Origin of the sequence: Streptomyces sp. NPDC008092, assembly GCF_042957285.1 — a bacterium.
GTDB lineage: Bacteria > Actinomycetota > Actinomycetes > Streptomycetales > Streptomycetaceae > Streptomyces.
The window spans coordinates 178,216-200,049 of sequence record NZ_JBIBHY010000007.1; the positions used below are offsets into that span (position 1 = coordinate 178,216).

Below are 21,834 nucleotides of genomic sequence, written 5' to 3' on the forward strand. Positions count from 1 at the left end.
CGGCAGGGCCGCGCACCGGGGGATGACGCCGGTGCGCGGCCCTGTGCAGAGCGTACGGGAGTTACTGGCCGACCCGGCCCGGCTGCAGGGTCTGCGTGAACAGCACGGTGCCGTCGTACTCGCGCAGACGCACCGTCAGCTCGCCGCTGTCGCCGTCGATGTCGACCTCGCCGAAGAACTGATAGCCCTCGGCGGGTGACACGTTCGAGGCGGTCGGCGCCTTGACGAACACCCGGTCGGGCCCGAAGGTGCCGTCCAGCGCGTTGGCCGGGAAGGCGCCGGCGTTCAGCGGGCCGGAGACGAACTCCCAGAACGGCGCGAAGTCCTTGAACGCGGCCCGCGACGGGTCGTAGTGCTGGGCCGAGGTGTGGTGGACGTCGGCCGTCAGCCACACCGTGCCGGTGACCTTCCGGTGCTTGATGTACCGCAGCAGCTCCGCGATCTGCAGCTCGCGGCCGAGCGGCGCGCCCGGGTCGCCCTGGGCCACGGCCTCGAAGTTCGCCTTGCCCTCGACCGGGTCCGGGACGACCAGCCCGAGCGGCATGTCCGCGGCGATCACCTTCCACACCGCACGCGACCGGGACAGCTCGCGCTTGAGCCACTCCAGCTGCTCGGCGCCGAGGATGCCCTGCGGGTCCGTCGTCTGGTCGTCGGGCGAGTTGGCGTTGCGGTAGGTCCGCATGTCCAGGACGAACACGTCGAGGAGCGGGCCGTGGTGGTGGACGCGGTAGATCCGGCCGTCGGGGCGGCCGCTGATCGTAGAGATCGGGAAGTACTCGGAGAACGCCTGCCGGGACCGCACCGCCATGTCGTCCAGCTTCGTACCGGCGGGGTAGGCGGTGCCGGTGCCGATGACCTCGCCCGGGTACCAGTTGTTGCGGACCTCGTGGTCGTCCCACTGGATGACGTTCGGCACCTGGGCGTTGAACCGGCGCAGCGCCTCGTCCAGCAGGTTGTAGCGGAAGTTGCCGCGGAAGTCGTCCAGCGTGACCGCGACATGCGACTTCGCCTCGGAGGTGACGTTGCGGTACAGGCTGCCGTCGGGCAGTGCCTGGGTCGCCGAGATCACGCCGTCGGCGTAGATGTTGTCGCCGCTGCACAGGAAGAAGTCCGGGTCGAGCTTCGCCATCGCGTCGAAGATGCGGTAGCCGCCGATGGACTCGTTGATGCCCCAGCCCTGCCCGGCCAGGTCGCCCGACCACACGAACCTCACGTCCTGGCGGCGGCGTGCGGACGCCGTGCGGAAGGTGCCGGTGACCGGCTCGCCGGTGCGGCGCGGGTCGTCGGGGTCGGCGAGGAGCACGCGGTAGTGGATCTGCTCGCCGGACGGCAGCCCGTGCAGCCGCGTGGTGCCGGTGAAGTCGCTGTCGGCGCCGAGCAGCGGGCCGCGCCACCGGCGGGGGTTGCGGAACGACTCGGTGGCCGAGGTCTCCACGATCATCCGGGCCGGCCGGTCCGAACGGACCCACACCAGGCTGGAGTCGGCGGTCACGTCGCCCGCCTGCACGCCCCAGTCCGCGCGGGGACGCCCGGACAGTGCGAACGCCGGCGCGGAACCGAGCGCCGTGGGCAGGGTCAGGGCCGCCGACGCGGCGAGCGAGCCGCGCAGCACACTGCGGCGGCCAGGGAGCGAAAGGGACATGGATGGGCCTCCAGAACGGGATCCGGCCAGTTGTGCACAGCCACAACTACTGGGGCGCCGCAGCGCACACGGAAACCGCGGGTGAACAACTGACCGGCATGGCAAGCGCTGTCTCCCTGCCGCCGGTCGTGAGGCCGTCATCCGTCGAGCGCCTCGGCCATCATCCGCACCCCCTCCCGGATCCGCGCCGCCGGCAGCTGGGCGTACCCCAGCACCAGCCGTACGGCGGACTCGTCGCCCCGCGCGTGCGTGCACGCGCTCAGCGGACGCACCGCGACCCCGGCCGCCGTCACCCGCCGCACGAAACGGCTCTCCGGCCCGTACCGTTCGGGGAGTTCGGCGATGGCGTGCAGCCCCGCCGCGATCCCCGACACGCGCGCGTGCGGGAAGTGCTCGGCCAGGGCGGCGACCAGGACGTCCCGCCGCTCCCGGTAGGCGCGCTGGCAGCGGCGCAGCTGCCGGTCGTAGTCGCCGCGCTCCAGGAACCGGGCGAACACCGCCTGGTCGAGGGACGGGTGCCCCAGGTCCATGGTCCGCTTCCGGTCGACGACGGAGTCCGCCAGGAACTCCGGCACCAGCAGCCAGCCCAGGCGCAGTCCGGGGGCGAGGGACTTGCTGACCGACCCCATGTAGGCCACCCGCTCCGGATCGAGGCCCTGGAGCGCGCCGACCGGGGCCCGGTCGTAGCGGAAGTCGCCGTCGTAGTCGTCCTCCAGCAGCAGCCCGTCCACCGACCGGGCCCACTCGAGAAGCCGGGTGCGGCGCCCGGCGGAGCAGGCGATACCGGTCGGGTACTGGTGGGCGGGCGTCGTCACCGCCGCGCGGACGCCCGACGCGTGCAGCGGGCCCGGCGCCAGGCCCTCGTCGTCCAGGGGCAGCGGTACGGCGCGCAGCCCGGCCGCCGCGTACAGGCCGTCGTGCTGGGGGCTGCCGGGGTCCTCCACGCCGATCTCGCGCATCCCGCGCGCGTGCAGCACGGAGCCGAGCAGCGCCGCCGCCTGTGCCACCCCGGAGACGACCACGATCCGCTCCGGGTCGGCGACCACCCCCCGGCGCCGGGCGAGCAGTTCGGCGAGGGCCGAGCGCAGCCGGGGCAGTCCGCGCGGGTCCGGATAGCCGAGGTCGCGGTGCGGCAGCTCCGCCAGCACCTCGCGCTGTGCGGCACCCCAGGCGGCACGCGGGAACAGCGAGAGATCCGGTGACCCCGGCAGGAAGTCCACCCGGACACCCTGCGGGCGCGGCGCGAGATCAAGCGTGCGGGGCGCCGCCGCCCGCACGGCGCCCCCCACCCAGGTGCCCGCCCCGCGGTCGCTGCGCAGGTAGCCCTCCGCCGTCAGCTGCTCGTACGCCTCCGTGACCAGTCCCCGGGACACCCCGAGATCCCTGGCCAGCTCGCGGCTGGACGGCAGCCGGGTGCCGGGCGCGAGCCGCCCCGCGCGGATCGCCTCCCGCATCCCCGCCTGGAGGGAACGGCCACGCGCGCGTGCCGGTGCGGACGCGGCCGGCAGCAGCAGCTCCCACGCGGCGGAGCCCGGCAGGGCGCCCGGACTGGTCCCCGATGACGTCATGGAAGTGGACCTTAATCCGGGCCGCCGGGGTTCCTAGCGTCGTCCCCATGAACGCGACCACCGCACGCGGCGCCCTGCCGGCCGCGCTCGCCTACGTCCTCGTCGGCGCCTCCTTCACCGCCAACAGTGTGCTGGGCCACTACCCCTACGCGGGCGGCCAGTTCCTCCGCTACGGACTTGCCTGCCTGCTGCTCGTGCCGTTCGTCGGGCGGGGCGCGGCCGGGCGGCTGCGCGGGCTGGGGGCACCCGCGTGGCTGCGGCTGGCCTTGCTCGCCGCCGTCGGGATGGTCGGCTTCAACCTGGCGATCCTCGCCGCCGAGCGCACCGCGGAACCGGCGGTCCCGGGCGTCCTCGTCGGCTGCGCCCCGGTGGTGGTCGCGGTCCTGGTCCCGCTCCTTGCCGGCCGTCGGCCCCAACGCCTCGTCCTCCACGGGGCGTTGCTGGTCGCGGCCGGTGCCTTCGCGGTCCAGGGCTGGGGGCGGACGGACGGCGGCGGTCTCGCCTTCTCGGTGTGCGCCCTGGCCGGTGAGGTCGGGTTCGCCGTGCTGGCCGGACCGGTGTTGCGGGCGCTCGGGCCGCGGCTGCTGACCGCCACCGTGTGCGCCCTCGCGGCGGCCGAGGCGGCGCTGACCGGGGCCGTGCTCGACGGCGGGGCGTGGCTGCGCCGTCCCGACGCCACGGAGACGGCCGCGCTGGTGTGGCAGGCGGCCGTGGTGACGGTCGTCGGTTTCGTGTGCTGGTACATGGGCGTGCAGCGGATCGGCACGGAGCGCGCGACGCTCTTCACCGGCCTCGTCCCGCTCGCCGCCGTGTGCACCGCCCCGCTCGTCGGAACGGGCTCCTACGGAGCCGCGCAGGCCGTCGGCGGTGTCCTGGTGGGTGCCGGGGTCGCGCTGGGCTCCGGCGCGCTGCCACGGCCCGGTCACCGGTCGACGCCGACCACCGCGCGGCGCCGCGGAAGGCCCTTCGGCGCCGGTTTCCGGCCGGCGGCCGGTCACGCCCCGTCCGGTCACGCCCCGGCCGACCGCGCCGGTGGCCGGTTGCGGGTGGGCAGGGCGCTGACTCGCCTCGGCGGCCGCCGGACACCGGTCGCCCCGGTCCCGGTTCCGGTCCCGCTCCCGGCCCCGTACCGCACCGCGCCGTCGGCCGGCCGGCGTGGGCCGGCCGCTGCGGAGACGGCGCCGGTGCCCGGCCGCGCGTCAGCGGCTGCCGTCGAGGATGACGCGGGCGACCAGCGCCGGGTCGTCGTTCATCGGGCAGTGTCCGCAGCCGGGCAGCCTGACCAGCCGGGCCTTGGGGATGATCTGCTTGGCCCGCACCCCCTGGCGGCGCACCAGCAGCATGTCCCGGGTGCCCCAGCCCACGGTGACCGGGATGCCGGGGACGTCGTCGGTGAACTGGACGGCGGAACCCGCCCGCAGGGTCTCGGCGAATCCGCTGGCACGGGCGAGGGCCAGCGTCTCGGCGACCACGGCCTCGGGTGAACGGCGTGACGGGCGGGCGTAGATGGTGCTCGTCAGGGCGGCCCGCCCGGCGGCCGACCGGGACAGCCGCTCGATCAGCGGGAGCGGCAGCCGCTCCGCGATCCGCCGCATGGCGATGAGCACACCGAAGGCGTAGCGCCGCTCGGCCTGCGACCAGAACCCGGCGGGGGAGAGGGCGGTGACGGACCGTACGAGCTTCTCGCGGCCCAGCTCCAGCGCCAGCAGCCCGCCGAGCGAGTTGCCCGCCACGTGCGGCCGGTCCAGCTCCAGGGCCTCGAACAGGGCGCCGAGCAGGGCGTTGGTGGTCGGCAGATCGTAGGCGAGGCCGTCGGGAAGGGCCGGGGAGGCGCCGAAGCCGGGCAGGTCCACGGCGATCACGTCCCGCTCCGTCGCGAGGATGTCCACCACGGGGTCCCAGGCCTGCCGGTGATGCCCTATGCCGTGGATGAGGACCAGCGGTTCGCCGCGGCCCACGCGCGCGTACGAGACGGTCACATCCTGCCGGCCGTGCGCGGCCGGGGCTTTGAAGGAGACGGTGGCGGACATGGGGGCTCCTCGTCTGGCGACTTCGGCGAACGCCGTAGACAGCTTGTCAGCAATTGCTACTCGCGGGTAGTCCCCGGTGGGGTGTGTCGTACGCCGGCCCGCCCCGTCAACGCACCGCGGATGGCGTCGGAGCCACATCGGGATGCCGGCCCGCCTCCTGGAGGCACCGCACCGGCCACTTCCGCGCCCGGCCGCCGCTCGCCGGCGGTACCCGGGCCATTCTGGGCCGAGGGTGCGCGGCGCGCCGCGATTCCGTCCTGACATGCGGGAACGTGTCGGGCCCGAGGGGGCGACGCCCGCGGCGCCGACCGCTGTTCGCGCTGCTCCGGGCGCTTCCCGCCGTGCGACGGGAGCTTTGCCGCCATGTCACGAAAACGCACCCGCGCGAACGCCTCGTGAATGCTCTGTGGCACCGCTTTCTATGCGTTGGCCAAGGGATCGAGGATTGGTCTTGACCAAGGGTCTGCGCCGCCCTATGGTCGCAGATAAGTAAAACAACCTTTAATAAACAAGGGCGCTAAAACGCCGCCGGACCACGGCGATTGCGGAGGACAGGGTGGGGACCACGCAGCTGGAATCGGTGCCGGAACCGAAGTACTGGCATCTCAAGACCGTGCTCAGTGAGGCACTGGACTCGGAGTTCTCGGTCGGCGAGATCCTGCCCAACGAGCGCGACCTCGCCGCTCGCTTCGGCGTGGCCCGCGCCACCCTCCGCCAGGCCCTCGAACAGCTCGAACTGGAGGGCCGGCTGCAGCGCCGCCGCGGTGTCGGTACGACGGTCGCGCCCCCGCGCATGGGAGTGGCGGTCGGCACCGACCAGCACGCCTGGCCCGGCGCCGCCGGCGACGCCTGGCAGCCCGCCGACTGCACCCTCGCGGTACCGCCGGCCGCCGTCGCGACCGTCCTGGAGACCGGCGCGGAGGAGCCCGTGCACATCGTGCGCCGCTCCCGTGTCTCGCACGGCCAGCCCGTCGCCGCCGAGCTGCTCTACATCCCGGCGGCCTCGGTCCCGGAGCTGACGGCGATCGACGCGCCGTCCGGAGCGCCCCGCGCGCGTGCGGTGCTGCGTGAGCTGCAGCGCCTGGACCTGGAGGGCCAGGACCGCGCCGTGGAACTCGGCTCGGCCCGCGCGGACGACGCCAAGGAACTCGACCGTCTCCCCGGAGCCCCGGTGCTGGTCGTCACCACCCGGTTCCTCGCCGCCGGCCGCACCGCCGCGCTCTCCGTCGCCACCTACCGCGCGGACACCTGCCGGCTGACCTTCGGCGACACCGGCGGCGTGGAGATCCACCACGGCCCCGAGCGGCAGGCCTCCTAGCCACCGCGCCGGACACCCGGCCGCGCCCCGGTTCCCGCCGGGGCGCGACGCGTTTCCCGGCACCCGCGCTCAGCGGCGCGCGGTGACCGTCCCGTCCACCGCGAACAGCTGTTCCTCCACATGGTCGAGGGCGAGCCGCAGCGCGCCCGTCGCCACCGCCGCCTCACCGAGCAGGGAGAGAGCCACCCGGGGCGGCCGCAGACAGTAACGGGCGAGTTCCCGGCGCAGCGGCTCCAGGACGCCGTCCAGCCCGGCCGCCCAGCCGCCGATCACCACCAGCTCCGGGTCCAGCGCCAGCACCAGCGCGGCCACGTCGTGGACCAGCCGCTGTATGAACCGGTCGACGGCCGCCCGCGCCCGCGCGTCCCCCTTGCGGGCCAGCGCGAACACCTCGGCGACCGCCTGCTCGTCCAGCGGGTGCAGCGGCTCGTCGGTGGTGGACAGCAGCGTCTCCGGGGTCACCTCCCGGCCCAGCAGATGCAGCGCGCCGATCTCCCCGGCCGCCCCGCCGTACCCCCGGTGCAGCCGCCCGCCGATCAGCGACCCGGCGCCCGGACTCAGCCCGGCCATCACCATCACCACGTCGTCGGACTCGGTGGCGGCGCCCTTCCAGTGCTCGGCGACGGCCGCCGCGTTGGCGTCGTTCTCCACCAGGACCGGGCACTTGAAGGACCGGCTCAGCCGCTCGCCGAGCTGCAGTCCCGTCCACTCGGGCAGCGCGGTGCCCAGCCGCACCCGGCCGTCCGCCTCGACGATGCCGGGGGTGCCGACCCCGACGGCGCGCAGCGAACTGCGCGCCACCCCGGCCCGGCGCAGCAGCTCGGCGACGGCGGTGCGCAGCCGCTCCAGCCGCTCGTCGGCGTCGGCCGTCTCGTCGACCTCCTTGGCCTGCGCCCCCAGCACCCGGCCGTCCAGGTCGGCCAGGAGCGCGGCGACGCGGTGCGGGCCGATCTCCAGACCCAGCAGATGCCCGGCCTCGGCCCGGAACCGGAACCGCCGCGCCGGCCGCCCCTGCCGCCGGGTGGCACCCTCCTCGGCCGCCGTCTCCACGACCAGCCCGGCCTCGATGAGCCCCTCGACGACCCCCTCGACGGTCGGCCGGGACAGCCCGGTCACCCGGGTGATCTCGGTGAGCGTCGCACAGTCGGTGGCCCGCAACGCATGCAGCACCACTGCGGAATTGATCCTTCGCAGCAGAGAGGGATCACCGCCGGTCAACCCCGCCAACGTCTGTCCTCCCAGCTAGCCCAGCACGTTGGCCGGATCGTACTTCGACGCCGACGGCCCCGGCGAGTGCCGGACGCCCCCGATCTGCCGGAGATCCGCGATCAGCGGGGCCCGACGAACCCCGACTCGTACGCCGCGATCACCGCCTGGGTACGGTCCCGCACCCCGAGCTTGGCCAGCACGGCGCCCACATGGGACTTCACGGTCTCCGTGCCGACGACCAGCCGCCCGGCGCTGTCGGCGTCTGCCAGCCCCCGTGTCATGAGCCGCGGCACCGTGGCCTCCCGCCCGGTCAGCCGCGCCCGGTCCGGCGCGCCCCGCCCGTCGCTCCGGCCGTACCGTCCGGCGGGCCTCACCCTCCGTGCGGTGCCCGGCCTCGTCAGTGGCTCCCGCTTTACCGGATCACATGGACATCGCGAAGTGCCTCGCCCTGATCGACGAGTTGTGCGCCGGGGAGTTCCCCACGGAACACGGCCGCACGGAAGTCGGCACGGGCGGACCGGGGTACTTGACAGCCGTGCTGGAGACCAGCGGCGACTTCTACGAGGACGACGGAAGCGAGCGGGCGGAGACCGAGGCGCGGTTCGAGGCCGACCGGGACGCGCTGGGGGAACGGCTCGGCGAGCGCTGGGGACCCGCTCGGGAGGTCAGCCTGCACGGCGCTCTGGAGCGCGCCATGGACGGCGAGGAGGTCGACGAACCGTGGGCGCACCTCTGCGACCACCTGCCGGACGTGCGCCTGTGGGAGACCGGCACCGGCCGCCGGGTCGGCCTCGGCGTCTCCCAGTGGGACAAGGAGCTGCCCCTCCAGCTGCTGGTCTTCGTCACCACCGTGGACCCGCCGTGACCGGCTATTCCGCCGCCGCCACCCGCAGCCGCCCGAACTCCTCGGCCATCGTCGCCGCTGTCCAGTGCGCGTTGAGCCCGCTGGGGTTCGGCAGCACCCACACCCGCGTGTCGCCGATCGTCCGCTCCTGCGGCCCCACTTGGGCCCTGCGGTCGTCGAAGGCGGCCCGGTAGGCCGTGACGCCCACCACCGCCAGCCACCTCGGCCGCGCCCGCTCGACCTTCGCCGTCAGCAGCCGCCCACCCTGCGCGTACTCCTCGGCCGTCAGCTCGTCGGCCCGCGCGGTCGCCCGCGCCACCACGTTCGTGATGCCGAGCCCGTACGACAGCAACTCGCCCTGCTCGGCGGGCTTCAGCAGCCTCGGGGTGAAGCCGGACAGGTGTAGGACCGGCCAGAAACGGTTGCCGGGATGGGCGAAGTGGTGCCCGGTGGCCGCCGTCATCAGGCCGGGGTTGATCCCGCAGAACAGGACGTCGAGGCCGTCCGCGAGCACGTCCGGGACGAGACGGTCGCGGGCGGCCTCCAGCTCCGCCGCCGTGAAGCGCGGGGAACGAGGGGAGCGAGGGGAACGGCCGGTCAGAGGATCGCTCCGGGGGTGTAGCCGGCGGCCTCGGGGTGCTGCTTGACGATCTCCTCGATCCGGCCGACGACGACACCGACCTGGGCCGCGGCCGCGCCCGTGAAGGACAGCTTGTCCGCCATCAGCGCCGCCAGCTGCTCGCGGTCCAGCGGCAGCCGCTCGTCGGCGGCGAGCTTGTCGAGCAGGTCGTTGCGCTCGGCGCCCTGCTCACGCATCGCGAGCGCGGTGGCGACGGCGTTCTCCTTGATCGCCTCATGGGCGACCTCACGGCCCACACCCGCGCGCACCGCGCCCATCAGCACCTTGGTGGTGGCCAGGAACGGGAGGTAGCGGTCCAGCTCCCGGGCGATGACGGCGGGGAAGGCGCCGAACTCGTCGAGGACCGTCAGGAAGGTCTCCAGGAGGCCGTCGAGCGCGAAGAAGGCGTCCGGCAGGGCCACCCGGCGCACCACCGAGCAGGACACGTCGCCCTCGTTCCACTGGTCGCCGGCCAGCTCGCCGGTCATCGAGGCGTAGCCGCGCAGGATCACCATGAGGCCGTTGACGCGCTCGCAGGACCGCGTGTTCATCTTGTGCGGCATCGCCGAGGAGCCGACCTGGCCCGGCTTGAAGCCCTCGGTGACCAGCTCGTGCCCGGCCATCAGGCGGATCGTCTTGGCGAGGGAGGAAGGGGCGGCGGCGAGCTGCACGAGCGCGGTCACGACCTCGTAGTCCAGCGAGCGCGGGTACACCTGGCCGACCGAGGTGAACGCCTGCGAGAAGCCGAGGTGCCGTGCGATCCGGTCCTCCAGCTCGGCCAGCTTCGCCGCGTCCCCGCCCAGCAGGTCCAGCATGTCCTGCGCGGTGCCCACCGGGCCCTTGATGCCGCGCAGCGGGTAGCGGGCCAGGAGCTCCTCGACGCGGCCGTAGGCCACGAGCAGCTCGTCGGCGGCGGTCGCGAAGCGCTTGCCGAGGGTGGTGGCCTGCGCGGCCACGTTGTGCGAGCGGCCGGCCATGACCAGCTCGGCGTACTCGCCGGCCAGCTTGCCCAGGCGGGCCAGGACGGCCGTCGTACGGTCCCGCACCAGTTCCAGCGAGAGGCGGATCTGGAGCTGCTCGACGTTCTCCGTCAGGTCCCGGGAGGTCATCCCCTTGTGCACGTGCTCGTGGCCGGCGAGAGCGTTGAACTCCTCGATCCGCGCCTTCACGTCGTGCCGGGTGACCTTCTCGCGCTCGGCGATGGAGGCCAGGTCCACGGTGTCGAGGACCCGCTCGTAGTCGGCGATCGCCGCGTCCGGCACCTCGATCCCGAGGTCCTTCTGGGCCCGCAGCACGGCGAGCCAGAGCTGCCGCTCCAGCTTCACCTTCTGCTCGGGCGACCAGAGCGTGGCGAGCTCGGCGGAGGCGTAGCGTCCGGCGAGGACGTTCGGAATACGGGGCTTGGCGGGCGCGGCTGAAGTCACGTGTACGGATTCTACTGGCGATTCCTGCAGGCCAGCGTCGCGGGCCCGCTCGTGCGAACGTACGAGAGCCGCGTCACTGCTCCGGAACGCCGGCGAGTTCCGCCAGCACGTCCGCGTGGCAGAGTTCGGGCGCGCACCAGCAGGCCAGCGTCCTTCCGCGCAGTTCCGCCACCAGCTCCAGCAGCTCGGGCCGTTCCAGCAGGTACGCCCGGTACATCGCCATCACCTCGGCGCGGGTGCCGTCCCGCTTCTTCTTCGGGGTGTCGTAGGCGAAGGGGTTGTACAGAGGATGGCGGGGCAGGTCCCAGCCGCCCATCGTCCAGCGGCGGCCCACGTAGACGACGTCCGCGGGGGCGTGCTCCAGCCGGGGGCCGAACTCGTGGATGCGGCCCCTGACATTGATCACCCGGGTGGGCACGGCAGTGCCCCTACGCCTCGTAGGGCAGCAGCTCCGGGCGCTTCGGCTCGCGGCCGTCGCCGGAGGAGCGGCCGGTGAGGCGGCGGCCTATCCACGGCAGCAGGTGCTGCCGGGTGAAGCGGGCGTCCTCGACGCGGCGCGCGACCCAGCCGGGCGGCACCGTGGCCGGGATCGGGGTGCGCCACTCGGCGTCCTCGGGGTCGTAGCCGAGGGTCTGCCAGACCGCCTCGGCGACCCTGCGGTGCCCCTCGGCCGTCAGGTGCAGCCGGTCCACGTCCCACATCCGGGGGTCGGCCAGCGAGGGCGCGCCGTACAGGTCGACGACGAGGGCGCCGTGCCGTTCGGCCAGTTCGTCGACGACGTCGAACAGCTCCTCCATGCGCGGCCGGAACCGCTCCAGGACCGGGCCCTGGCGGCCGGGGCTGCGCATCAGCACCAGCTGCCCGCAGGCCGGCGCCAGCCGTTCCACCGCCTCGGTGAGCAGGTCCCGGACCCGGACCATGTCGCACTTGGGGCGCAGCGTGTCGTTCAGACCGCCGACCAGCGTGATCACGTCGGGCCGCATCGCGACCGCCACGTCCACCTGCTCCTCGACGATCTGCCCGATCAGCTTGCCGCGCACCGCGAGGTTGGCGTAACGGAAGCCGGGGGTGCGGGCGGCCATCCGGGCGGCGAGGACGTCCGCCCAGCCTCGGTAGGAGCCGTCGGGCCGCAGGTCCGACATGCCCTCGGTGAAGGAGTCGCCTATCGCGACCAGGCTGGAGTGTGCGGGAAGCACCGGGTTCTTCTGCATGGCGACAGAGATGGTATCCCGGGGCGCATACCCGCCGGTCGGTCACTCCCTCCGGTGCGGGACTCCTCCTCCGGCGCCTCCTCCTCCGGCGCCTCCTCCTCCGGCGCCGCCTCCTCCGGCGCCGCCTCCTCCGGCGCCGCCTCCTCCGGCGCCTCCTCCTCCGACGCGGCCTAGGCGTGCTGCCCGAACAGCTCCCGCAGCACGTCCTCCATCGTCACCAGCCCCCCCAGCCGCCCGTCGTCGCCGAGCACGCCCGCCAGATGGGTGCGGCTGCCGCGCATCGCGGTGAGCACGTCGTCCAGCGGTGTGTCCTCCCGTACCCGGGCGATCGGCCGCATGTCCCGCAGCCGGAACGGCTCGTCCCGGGGCGAGGCGTCCAGCGCGTCCTTGACGTGCAGGTAGCCGACGATCCGCCGCCCCTCGTCCACCACCGGGAACCGGGAGAAGCCGGACTCCGCCGACAGCCGCTCCAGTTCCTCCGGGGTGACGCCCACGCGCGCGTAGATGACGCGTTCCAGCGGTACCACCACGTCCCGCACCGGCCGGCGGCCCAGCTCCAGGGCGTCGTGCAGCCGCTCCTGCGCCCGGTCGTCGATCAGGCCCGCCTCACTGGCGTCCCTGACGATCTGGGCGAGCTGGGTGTCCGTGAAGGTCGCCGAGACCTCGTCCCTGGTCTCCACCCGGACCAGTCTGAGCAGGCCGTTCGCGAAGGCGTTGATCGTGAAGATCACCGGGCGCAGCGCCCGGGACAGGGCGACCAGGGGAGGACCGAGGAGCAGGGCGCTGCGCACCGGCTCGGCCAGCGCCACGTTCTTGGGCACCATCTCGCCCAGCAGCATGTGCAGATACGTCGCCAGCGACAGCGCGATCACGAAGGACACGGCATGGCCCGCGCCCGTGGGCACGCCGGCCGCGTGGAACACCGGCTCCAGGAGGTGCGCGATCGCGGGCTCCGCGACCACGCCCAGCACCAGCGTGCACAGCGTGATGCCGAGCTGGGCGGCGGCCAGCAGCGCGGAGACGTGCTCCAGCCCCCACAGCACGCTCCTGGCCCGCCGGTCGCCGGCCTCCGCGTGCGGCTCGATCTGGGAGCGGCGCACGGAGATCAGCGCGAACTCGGCACCGACGAAGAAGGCGTTCACGACCAGCGTCGCGAAACCGATCAGCAGCTGTACGGCGGTCACCGCTGCCCCTCCTGCTCCGTCGTCCCGGCGGCGGGCGGCGCGTGCAGCAGCACCCGGGCCGCCCGCCGCCCCGCCGCGTCCACCACGTCCAGCCGCCACCCCGCGACCTCGACGGCGTCCCCGGTCTCGGGTATCCGGCCCAGCTCGGCCGCGACCAGCCCGGCCAGCGTCTCGTACGGCCCCTCGGGCGCCCTGAGGCCCACGCGCGCGAGCTGGTCCATGCGGGCCGCGCCGTCCGCCGAGTAGAGCGTCCGGCCGGCCGCGTCGGCACCGGCGGGGGCGAGGTCGGGCGTCTCGTGCGGGTCGTGCTCGTCGCGGACCTCGCCGACGACCTCCTCGACGATGTCCTCCAGGGTGGCGACCCCGGCCGTACCGCCGTACTCGTCGATCACGACGGCCATGGTGCGCCGGCCGCCGAGGCGGTCCAGGAGGCGGTCGACGGTGAGGGACTCGGGGACCAGCAGGGGCTCGCGCATCACCTGGGCGACCCGGACCCTGGACCGCTCCTCGGCCGGCATGGCGACGATGTCCTTGATGTGGGCGGTGCCGACGACCGAGTCCAGGTTGTCCTCGTAGACCGGGAAGCGGGACAGGCCGGTCGCCCGGGTCGCGTTCGCCACGTCCTCGCAGGTCGCCCTGACCTCCAGGGCGACGACCTGGACGCGCGGGGTCATCACGTTCTCGGCCGTGAGATCGGCCAGGTTGAGCGTGCGCACGAACAGCTCGGCGGTGTCCGCCTCCAGCGCGCCCTGCTTGGCGGAGTGCCGGGCCAGCGCGGCCAGCTCCTGGGGGCCACGGGCGGAGGCCAGCTCCTCGGCGGGCTCGATGCCCAACCGTCGTACCAGCCGGTTCGCGGTGTTGTTCAGATGCGTGATGAACGGCCGGAAGGCCGCGCTGAACCAGCGCTGGGCGTTGCCCACCCGCTTGGCCACGGCCAGCGGCGCGGAGATCGCCCAGTTCTTGGGCACCAGCTCGCCGACGACCATCAGGAACACCGTGGACAGCGCGGTGCCGATCACCAGCGCGAGCGAACTCGCCACCGACGCCCCGATGCCCACCGCCTCCAGCGGGCCGGCCAGCAGCTTGGCGACCGAGGGCTCGGCGAGCATGCCGACGACCAGGTTGGTGACCGTGATGCCGAGCTGTGCCCCGGAGAGCTGGAACGTCAGGTTCCGTACGGCCTTGAGGGCGCCGGCCGCCCCGCGCTCGCCGCGCTCCACGGCACGTTCCAGCTCGCCGCGCTCGACCGTGGTCAGCGAGAACTCGGCCGCGACGAAGGCACCGCAGGCGAGCGACAGCAGGATCGCCACCAGCAGGAGGAGCACTTCGGTCATCGGGTCACCTCCGTCCCATGATCGGGCAGGGCGGTCGGGACCGCGCGGCGTTGCCGACGGACAGGACTGGGAGGCTCGCCCATGGCTGGACGCTCACACACCTTTCATCGAGGAAGGACGACTCCCCCAATGGTAAAGGATCGGCAAAGCGTGCTCAGCGGTCGCCGTCCGTCAGGGTCTTCACCCAGCGCCGCCACTGCTCCTGGGACTCGTACCCCGCGGCCCGCCAGGCGTGGTGCGCGGTCTCGTTGCGGACCAGCACCATGGCGTCCACGCGCCGCCTGCCCAGGCCGAGGAAGCGCCGTTCCGCGGCGTCCAGCAGGGCGGCGGCGATGCCCTGCCGCCGGTGGTCGGGGTGTACCGCCAGCCGGTAGGCGGAACACCGCCATCCGTCGAAGCCGGCGATGACGGTTCCGACGAGGAGCCCGTCGCGTTCCGCGAGGAGCAGGGCTTCCGGGTCCCGCTCGATGAGCCGGGCCACCCCGTCGTGGTCATCGCTGATGCTGGTCCCCTCGGCGGCTTCGCGCCAGAACCGCAGCACGGTGTCGATGTCGGACGGGGTGGCGCTGCGGATGTCGAGATCGCTCATGGGGCGAGCCAATCAGAGCGCCGGTCCGCGGGGCGAGGGATTTCCGCATTCCTGGTTCACGATTCAACCAGAGCCGTTCCGGTTCAACCGTATGCCGCTCCCGTGCGTCAACTCCGCTCTCCGGAGCAGGACTTGTGACGTCCGAGCCCGTCGGTTCCCGTTCCGCCGGTGCGAACCGGCGTACTGGGGCCCTTCGGCATCCGGCCGTGACCCGCGGCCGGTCCTAGCGGGCGGACAGCTCCGCCAGCACCGGAGCGAAGGCCTCCATGTGCGGTTCCAGGACCGTCAGATACGAGAACCCGTACCGGTCGCGCAGGCCTCGCACCCGCCCGGCGACCTCCGCCAGCGGGCCGACGAGAAGGGTGGGCAGGGCGAGGGCCTGCTCCAGGGTCAGCTCGGGCCGCCGCTCCAGCAGCGGGCCGAGTTCGGACGACGGGTCGTCGGTGACCGCCACGACCTGGATGAGGAGGTTGCGCTCGGCGGGTTCGGCGCGGTCCGCCGCCAGTTCTCCGTAGCGGGCCACCCGTTCGTCGAGTTCCTCCGCCGTGACCGGATCGAGCCGGCCCTCCGTGTTCCCGGGCACCAGCCGGGCCCCGCTGAAGGCCGCGATGTCCGCGTGCTCGGCGGTCAGCCGCAGCATCCGGTCGCCGTTGCCGCCGATCAGCAGCGGCACCCCCGCCCCGTCCGACTTCAGCAACTCCTCGACCGTGCGCCGCAGATGGTCCACCCGCTCGCGCGGCGAACCGAACGGCAGCCCGGCCCGGTCGTGCTCCGCCTGTACATAGCCGGTGCCGAGCCCGAGTTCGAGACGGCCGCCGGTCAGCGCGGCGGTCGTCGCCACCTCACGGGCCAGCAGCACCGGGTTCCAGAAGCCCGCGTTCAGCACGAACGTGCCGAGCCGGGGCCGCTCGGTCGCCCCGGCGGCCGCGACCAGCGCCGGGAAGGGCGCCGGCATGCCGAGGTGGTCGGGGACGAGGATGACGTCGTACCCGAGTTCCTCGGCGCGCCGGCACTTCGCGCGCCACTCGCCGGCCGACGCGGGCGTGAGCAGGTTGACCCCGAAGCGGAACGGGCGCGGCATGAACTCTCCTCGACGGTCGGCGACTTGGCCATGGGCGACGCGGGTCATTCGTGCGCGATGGCCGCCAGCACGTTCATCCGCGACGCGCGCAACGCCGGCAGCAGCGCGGCCACGATGCCCACGACCGCCGAGCCGATCACGACCGCGACGATCGTGCCCCACGGGACGGCCAGCGCCTTCATGCCCTGGAGTGCCAGCACCTGCTGGGTGCACACGCCCCACACCAGGCCCAGCGCCAGCCCCAGCACGGCGCCGAACACCGCGATCACCACCGACTCCAGCCGGATCATCCGGCGCAGCTGCCGCCTGGCCAGCCCGATCGCGCGCAGCAGCCCGATCTCCCGGGTGCGCTCCACCACCGACAGGGCCAGGGTGTTGACCACCCCGAGCACCGCGATCACGATCGCGAGCCCGAGCAGCGCGTACACGAGGTAGAGCAGCACGGCGATCTGGTCGTGCACCAGCTTCTTGTAGTCGGCCTGGTCACGGACCTGCACCTGCGGGTACGGAGCCAGCGTCCGCTCCAGCCGCGAGCGCAGCTGGTCGGCAGTGGTGCCCGGGGCCCGGTTGACGTACAGCGAGGAGTCCTGGCCGCCGGGAACGTACTTCTCCACGGTGGCGATGCCGAAGAACAGCCCGCCCTGCGTGCCGAAGCCGCTGCCGCTGTCCTGGTCGGTGAGGGCGCCCACCTTCATCTGCGCGTGCTTCCCGCCCTGGAACTCGACCGGGAGCACGCTGCCGAGGCGCACCTTGTGGTCCGCGGCGAAGGTGGCGTCCATGCCGAGGCTGCCGGGAGCCAGCGCGGCCGCGGTGTCGCCGCCCTTGTAGGCGACATGGGCGACCTCGTCGACCTGGGAGTCGTACCCGGCGGCGGTCGTCGTGACCCGCTTGCCGTCCGGCAGCCGTACCGCCACCGGCGCGAACCGCTGCCGTACGACGAGCCCCACGCCCTCCGTGCCCCGCACCTTGTCGGTGATCTCCCGGGTGAACGGGAGGAAGTTGCTGTTCTGGACGACGAAGTCGGCGCCCAGCGTCTTGTCGATCTGCTGGTCGAAGGACTTGGACATGGAGGCGCTGGCCACCGACATCCCGCCGACCAGGGCCAGTCCCACCATGAGCGCGGCGGCGGTGGCACCGGTGCGGCGCGGGTTGCGCAGGGCGTTGCGCTGGCTCATCCGGCCGACCGGGCCGAAGAGGGCGGGGAAGGCCCCGCCGAGGACCCGGATCACGGGGCGGACCAGCAACGGCCCGGCGATGACGGTCGCGATCAGGGTCAGCACGACCCCGAGGCCGAGCAGCGAGGCGGCGGAGGCGGTCTTCGTGGCCGCGGCGCAGCCCGCGAGGGCCGCCGCCCCGAGCGCCCCGACGACCCCGCCCACGAGCGCCCGCACCTTCAGCGGCTTGCCGATCCCGGCGATCTCGGCGTCCGCGAGCGCCGCCATCGGGGACACGGTGGCCGCGCGCCGGGCGGGCAGGTACGCGGCGACGAAGGTGACACCGACGCCCACGACGTACGCGGCGACCGGCGTGCCCCAGCCGATGACCATCTCGGTGGCCTTGAGGTTCATCCCGAACGCGCTCATCAGCTTGATCAGGCCCAACGCCAGCCCGACCCCGGCGCCCAGGCCCAGCGTCGAACCGACCAGACCCAGCAGCACCGCCTCGGTGAGCACGGACCGCCGCACCTGCCGCCGGTCGGCGCCCAGGGCGCGCAGCAGCCCCAGCTCCCGGGTGCGCTGGGCGATCAGCATGGAGAAGGTGTTGACGATGAGGAAGACGCCCACCAGGGTGGCGATCCCGGCGAATCCCAGCATCACGTACTTGATGACGTCGAGGAACCCGCCGAGGTCCGCGGCCGACGACTTCGCCTGCTCGTCGGCCGTCTTCAGGTCGTAGGTACCGGTGCCGATCGCCGCGCCGATGCGGCTCTTGAGCTGGGCGTCCGTGACCCCCTGCGCCGCGTCCACCGAGATGCTGGTGGCCCGGCCGGGGGAGCCCAGCAGCTCCTTCGCGGCCACCGCCGGGTCGAGGAAGACCAGGGCGGCGCCGGGGTTGGTGGTGGTGAAGGTGGCGATGCCGACGATCTCCACCTCGAAGGTGCCGGGCTGCGCCTGCACGGTCAGCGTGTCGCCGATCCGGACGTGCTTCTTGTCGGCGGTGTCCGCGTCGAGCAGTGCCTGTCCCGCGCCCTGCGGGGCGTGGCCCGAGGTGAGCTTCACGGGGCTGCGGTGGGTCAGGTACCAGTCGGTGGCGATGGTCGGGGCGCCGGTGGTCGGGCCGACCGACTTGTTGTGGCTGTCGACCACCACGATGTTCTGCACCGAGACGTCCGCGTGGGTGTCCGCGACCCCGTCGACCTTCGCCACCTCGCCCGCGAGCGCGGCCGGCACGGTCTGGACGGCGCCGGTCGGCACCGACGACTTGAGGTCCTGCTTCGGCTCCAGCGTCACGTCCGCGGAGGTGGAGGCGAACAGCCGGTCGAAGGTGCGGGTGACGGTGTCGGAGAAGATCAGGCTGCCCGCGACGAACGCCACGGACAGGACGATGGCCAGCGCGGACAGCATCAGCCGTCCCTTGTGCGCGAGGAAGCTGCGCAGGGTTGCCTTGAGCACCGGGTCAGTCCTCCTCGGGCCCGGAGGACCCGCGTCCCACGTCGAACCGCTTCATCCGTTCGAGCACGGCGTCCGCCGTCGGACCCTCCATCCGGTCCACGATCCGGCCGTCCGCGAGGAAGAGGACCAGGTCGGAGTGGGCGGCGGCGCCGGGGTCGTGGGTCACCATGACGACCGTCTGGCCGAGCTGGTCGACCGCCTCCCGCAGGAAGCCCAGCACCTCCAGACCCGCCCGCGAGTCCAGGTTCCCGGTCGGCTCGTCGGCGAAGATCAGCTCCGGGCGGGAGGCCAGCGCCCGCGCACAGGCCACCCGCTGCTGCTGGCCGCCGGAGAGCTGGGTGGGCCGGTGCTTGAGCCGGTCCCGCAGCCCCAGCGTGTCGATGACCTGGTCCAGCCACTTCTCGTCGGGCTTCTTGCCCGCGATGTCCATGGGCAGGGTGATGTTCTCGGCGGCGTTCAGCGTCGGGATCAGGTTGAACGACTGGAACATGAACCCGATCCGGTCCCGGCGCAGCCGGGTCAGCTCGCGCTCCCGCAGCCCGGTTATCTCGGTGCCGCCGAGCCAGACCTGACCGGCCGACACGGTGTCCAGCCCCGCCAGGCAGTGCATCAACGTGGACTTGCCGGAGCCCGACGGGCCCATGACCGCGGTGAAGCGGCCGCGCGCGATGTCCACGTCCACCGAGTCCAGTGCGAGCACCGCCGTCTCGCCCGCGCCGTACGCCTTGGTCAGCCCGCGCGCACGGGCCGCGACCCCGTCCGTGGCGGGCGCCTCCGCAGCTGCTGTGGACAAGACTGCCTCCCCGTTTCACCCGACGGTCACCCGACCTCATTGCCGGGGTCTTTGTCCGGGTCGAGCGTAGTGTGACCCGTCCCACAGCCGGTATCACTTTTCGATTCCGATGCGCGCTGGCATTGCTAGCGCGGTCGCGCTAGCTTCGAGGTATGGCGAAGACCCAGCTGAACGTGCGCGTGGACGAGGGCACCGCCAAGGCGGCCCGCGAACGCGCTCTCGCGCGTGGTGTGAGCGTCAACCGCTACATAGAGGAACTGGTCATGCAGGACACGGGTGAGGCCGGCCGGACGTTCGTCGAGGCCGCCGCCGATTTCATGAAGCAGTACGAGTCCGTCTTCGCCGAGGAGTTCGGCGAGCCGCACGGTACCGACACGTCTGACAAGACCGAAGGCCGTCACTGATCCCTTGAGCGACCTGACGATCGACCTCGCCTGGCTCCTCATGCTCGCCGAACAGAAGACCCCGGGTGACCCGCAGGTCACCGACTGGGGTGCGCTGATCGCCGCCGTCGCCAGGCACCGGGCCGAGATATTCGACGTCCCCGTCTACGACTCCCCGCAGGCCCGCGCCGCCGCCCTGCTCCAGCTGCTGATCCACGTTCCGGCCCTGGAGCGCTCGAACGCCCTGTTCGCGTCCTCGGTCGCCTACGCCTACCTGGTGGCCAGCGGCCTCAAGGTGGTCACCTCGCCCGAGCAGGTCCGCGACCTGGCCCGGCTGGTCAAGAACGGCGAGGCCGGCGTCGCCGACATCGCCGAGGAACTGCGCCGCTGGAGCCTGTGAGCGGTCCGGCCGAGCCCCTGGCCGGCCGGGTCAGGCCTCCGGGGGCTTGCGGGCGACGCCCAGCGCGCAGTACGAGGAGGGCAGCCGCGGGCCGTTCTCCGGCAGGAACACCCGTCGGTACGGGCCGAGTTCGAACCCGGCCGCGCGCAGCTCGGCGACCGGCTCCCGGGACAGATGGCAGCCGCCGCCCAGCAGCGGCCACACCGTCCGGTCCAGGGCCCGCTGGGTCAGCCTCATCGCCGGGCCGCCGCCCGCGCCGTGCTCGAAGAACCGCAGCTCACCGCCCGGCCGCAGCACCCGCCGCACCTCCGCGAGCGCCCGCTGCACATCCCGGACACTGCACAGCACCAGCGAGAACACCGCCGCGTCGAAGGCCTCGCTCTTCACCGGCAGCGCCTCCGCCGCGCCCGGCACCACGTCCACCGGGACGTCCGCGCGGACCGCGGCCTCGGCCGCCAACTGCCGCAGGGTGCGCTCCGGTTCGATCGCGACGACCTCCGCGACCGAACCGGGGTACCGCGCGAAATTGAGCCCGTTGCCGGCCCCGATCTCGATCACCCGCCCGGACAGCCCGGAGAGCAGCCGCTCCCGGATCGCCGCCATACCGAGACTCGTCTCGGCGGTGACGCTGTAGCGGGCATAGAAACGCGCGAACAGCGGGTGGTGGACGGGATCCCGCACCGGTGTCCCGGCGCCGGCGGACGACATCAGCCGCATGACGACCTCCAGACCTCCGGACGGAAGCAGGTCTACGGTGATTGTCCCCCGTTACGGCCCGCCGCACCCCCGCTGCCGGGGACGGCTCAGCCGATGAAGTCGCGCACCTGCTCGTAGACGCCGTAGTCGTCGTTCATGTCGGTGTGCGAGATGCAGCCGACACCGACGTTGGTCGCCCCGCTCAGCAGGGCCGAGGAGTCCGGGTCGATCGCCGCGTCGCAGTTCGACCAGTACGCCGCGTACGAGACGCTGCCGGGCGTCTCGTCGCCGGAGTTCAGCGCGGTCAGGAACGAGCTGCCGGTCGTCATCTCCTTGCAGGAGGTGTACAGCCACCCGCAGAGCGAGGCGACGCTGGTCCCGTGGTTCACCCCGGCGACCGAGACGAAGTGGTCCACGTACGAGGTCCCGCCGAGGTTCTTGAGGTAGTAGCGGCTGTTGAGCGCACCCATGGAGTGCACCACCAGGTCGACCTTGGAGGCGCCGGTCTTGGAGAGGACGGACTGGATGTAGGTGGCCAGCGTCGAGGCGGTGGTGACGTTCGACTTCGTCCAGTCGTACGAGATCGCGTACAGCTCGGAGGACGAGTAGCCGTCCGCCTCGAAGTCCGAGATCCAGGTGTTCCAGCTGCTGGAGTCGCTGCTCAGACCGTGTACGAACACGATCGGGTCGTGGCTCGCCGCGTGCGCGGTGCCGGCACTCAGGGGGAGGGACAGAAGGAGCGAACCGGCTATCGCCGACAGAGCGGTTGCGATGCGACGCTTGGCGCGTTGCATGATGCCTCCTGAAACGGGTGGGGTTGTTCAGGAGTGTCGGGACGGGTCTACGCGCGCCGCATCGGTGAAGTCGCCAGTCTTTACGAATCAACTAACTCGCCAG

At 73.0% G+C, this 21,834-nt stretch carries 20 protein-coding genes and 2 pseudogenes; 5 read left to right on the top strand and 17 right to left on the bottom strand.

Annotated elements, in window-relative coordinates; genetic code table 11:
• Positions 1 to 61 precede the first annotated feature (61 nt).
• Positions 62 to 1,642 carry an alkaline phosphatase D family protein gene (locus ACFZB3_RS23815; protein WP_391378182.1) on the bottom strand — a complete coding sequence of 527 codons (1,581 nt, stop codon included), beginning with the start codon at positions 1,640 to 1,642 and terminating at the stop codon, positions 62 to 64.
• A gap of 137 nt (positions 1,643 to 1,779) precedes the next feature.
• A complete protein-coding gene (locus ACFZB3_RS23820; RefSeq protein ID WP_391378184.1) occupies positions 1,780 to 3,210 on the bottom strand; it encodes an aminotransferase class I/II-fold pyridoxal phosphate-dependent enzyme in 1,431 nt (476 codons plus the stop codon).
• Between the two features lie 47 nt (positions 3,211 to 3,257).
• Between ACFZB3_RS23820 and ACFZB3_RS23825 the strand changes: the two are divergent.
• Positions 3,258 to 4,094, top strand: a pseudogene (locus tag ACFZB3_RS23825) (EamA family transporter); the annotation flags it as partial.
• Between the two features lie 315 nt (positions 4,095 to 4,409).
• On the opposite strand, the gene ACFZB3_RS23830 reads toward ACFZB3_RS23825, so the two are convergent.
• Positions 4,410 to 5,240, bottom strand: coding sequence for an alpha/beta fold hydrolase (locus ACFZB3_RS23830; RefSeq protein ID WP_391378186.1), 831 nt, complete (start codon positions 5,238 to 5,240; stop codon positions 4,410 to 4,412).
• Between the two features lie 556 nt (positions 5,241 to 5,796).
• On the opposite strand from ACFZB3_RS23830, the gene ACFZB3_RS23835 reads away from it, so the two are divergent.
• Complete coding sequence (locus ACFZB3_RS23835) at positions 5,797 to 6,558, top strand: GntR family transcriptional regulator (protein WP_391378188.1); 762 nt, start codon at positions 5,797 to 5,799, stop codon at positions 6,556 to 6,558.
• 69 nt (positions 6,559 to 6,627) lie between these two features.
• Here ACFZB3_RS23835 and ACFZB3_RS23840 read toward each other — a convergent pair whose 3' ends face one another.
• Complete coding sequence (locus ACFZB3_RS23840; RefSeq protein ID WP_391378190.1) at positions 6,628 to 7,785, bottom strand: ROK family protein; 1,158 nt, start codon at positions 7,783 to 7,785, stop codon at positions 6,628 to 6,630.
• A gap of 101 nt (positions 7,786 to 7,886) precedes the next feature.
• A pseudogene (locus tag ACFZB3_RS23845) lies at positions 7,887 to 8,174 on the bottom strand (response regulator transcription factor); the annotation flags it as partial.
• A gap of 17 nt (positions 8,175 to 8,191) precedes the next feature.
• Here ACFZB3_RS23845 and ACFZB3_RS23850 point away from each other — a divergent pair.
• Positions 8,192 to 8,632, top strand: coding sequence for a hypothetical protein (locus ACFZB3_RS23850; RefSeq protein ID WP_391378193.1), 441 nt, complete (start codon positions 8,192 to 8,194; stop codon positions 8,630 to 8,632).
• A gap of 4 nt (positions 8,633 to 8,636) precedes the next feature.
• Here the strand turns inward: ACFZB3_RS23850 and mug are convergent, their stop codons facing one another.
• The 10 genes from mug to ACFZB3_RS23900 form a co-directional block, all read right to left on the bottom strand.
• Positions 8,637 to 9,125 carry a G/U mismatch-specific DNA glycosylase gene (mug, locus tag ACFZB3_RS23855; protein WP_391378195.1) on the bottom strand — a complete coding sequence of 163 codons (489 nt, stop codon included), beginning with the start codon at positions 9,123 to 9,125 and terminating at the stop codon, positions 8,637 to 8,639.
• Positions 9,126 to 9,208: 83 nt separating this feature from the next.
• Entirely contained in the window at positions 9,209 to 10,654 is a 1,446-nt protein-coding gene (gene purB, locus ACFZB3_RS23860; RefSeq protein WP_391378197.1) for an adenylosuccinate lyase, read from the bottom strand.
• 73 nt (positions 10,655 to 10,727) lie between these two features.
• Positions 10,728 to 11,072 (bottom strand): DUF4326 domain-containing protein, encoded by a 345-nt coding sequence (locus ACFZB3_RS23865; RefSeq protein ID WP_391378199.1) that lies wholly within the window; start codon positions 11,070 to 11,072, stop codon positions 10,728 to 10,730.
• 10 nt (positions 11,073 to 11,082) lie between these two features.
• A complete protein-coding gene (locus ACFZB3_RS23870; RefSeq protein WP_391378201.1) occupies positions 11,083 to 11,865 on the bottom strand; it encodes an SGNH/GDSL hydrolase family protein in 783 nt (260 codons plus the stop codon).
• A gap of 170 nt (positions 11,866 to 12,035) precedes the next feature.
• Complete coding sequence (locus tag ACFZB3_RS23875; RefSeq protein WP_391378203.1) at positions 12,036 to 13,049, bottom strand: CNNM domain-containing protein; 1,014 nt, start codon at positions 13,047 to 13,049, stop codon at positions 12,036 to 12,038.
• Entirely contained in the window at positions 13,046 to 14,383 is a 1,338-nt protein-coding gene (locus ACFZB3_RS23880) for a CNNM domain-containing protein (protein ID WP_391378205.1), read from the bottom strand. The genes ACFZB3_RS23875 and ACFZB3_RS23880 overlap by 4 nt, the downstream gene beginning before the upstream one ends.
• A gap of 154 nt (positions 14,384 to 14,537) precedes the next feature.
• A complete protein-coding gene (locus tag ACFZB3_RS23885; protein WP_391378208.1) occupies positions 14,538 to 14,972 on the bottom strand; it encodes a GNAT family N-acetyltransferase in 435 nt (144 codons plus the stop codon).
• Positions 14,973 to 15,195: 223 nt separating this feature from the next.
• Positions 15,196 to 16,053 carry a TIGR03621 family F420-dependent LLM class oxidoreductase gene (locus ACFZB3_RS23890; RefSeq protein WP_391378210.1) on the bottom strand — a complete coding sequence of 286 codons (858 nt, stop codon included), beginning with the start codon at positions 16,051 to 16,053 and terminating at the stop codon, positions 15,196 to 15,198.
• A gap of 44 nt (positions 16,054 to 16,097) precedes the next feature.
• The gene (locus ACFZB3_RS23895) at positions 16,098 to 18,665 is read right to left on the bottom strand and encodes an FtsX-like permease family protein (protein ID WP_391378213.1); all 2,568 of its coding nucleotides are present in this window, start codon (positions 18,663 to 18,665) and stop codon (positions 16,098 to 16,100) included.
• Between the two features lie 4 nt (positions 18,666 to 18,669).
• The gene (locus ACFZB3_RS23900; RefSeq protein WP_391378216.1) at positions 18,670 to 19,458 is read right to left on the bottom strand and encodes an ATP-binding cassette domain-containing protein; all 789 of its coding nucleotides are present in this window, start codon (positions 19,456 to 19,458) and stop codon (positions 18,670 to 18,672) included.
• Between the two features lie 152 nt (positions 19,459 to 19,610).
• Here ACFZB3_RS23900 and ACFZB3_RS23905 point away from each other — a divergent pair, with 152 nt between their 5' ends.
• Together ACFZB3_RS23905 and ACFZB3_RS23910 are read left to right on the top strand one after the other, a co-directional pair.
• On the top strand, positions 19,611 to 19,862 hold the full coding sequence (locus tag ACFZB3_RS23905; protein WP_217551774.1) for a toxin-antitoxin system HicB family antitoxin: 252 nt from the start codon (positions 19,611 to 19,613) through the stop codon (positions 19,860 to 19,862).
• A gap of 4 nt (positions 19,863 to 19,866) precedes the next feature.
• The gene (locus ACFZB3_RS23910) at positions 19,867 to 20,241 is read left to right on the top strand and encodes a fic family toxin-antitoxin system, toxin component (protein WP_391378218.1); all 375 of its coding nucleotides are present in this window, start codon (positions 19,867 to 19,869) and stop codon (positions 20,239 to 20,241) included.
• A 30-nt stretch (positions 20,242 to 20,271) separates the two neighbouring features.
• Here ACFZB3_RS23910 and ACFZB3_RS23915 read toward each other — a convergent pair whose 3' ends face one another.
• Positions 20,272 to 20,958, bottom strand: a complete 687-nt coding sequence (locus tag ACFZB3_RS23915) for a methyltransferase domain-containing protein (RefSeq protein ID WP_391378220.1) — start codon at positions 20,956 to 20,958, stop codon at positions 20,272 to 20,274.
• Positions 20,959 to 21,044: 86 nt separating this feature from the next.
• Positions 21,045 to 21,731: an alpha/beta fold hydrolase gene (locus ACFZB3_RS23920; protein WP_391378222.1), complete on the bottom strand. Its 687-nt coding sequence runs from the start codon at positions 21,729 to 21,731 to the stop codon at positions 21,045 to 21,047.
• Positions 21,732 to 21,834 lie beyond the last annotated feature (103 nt).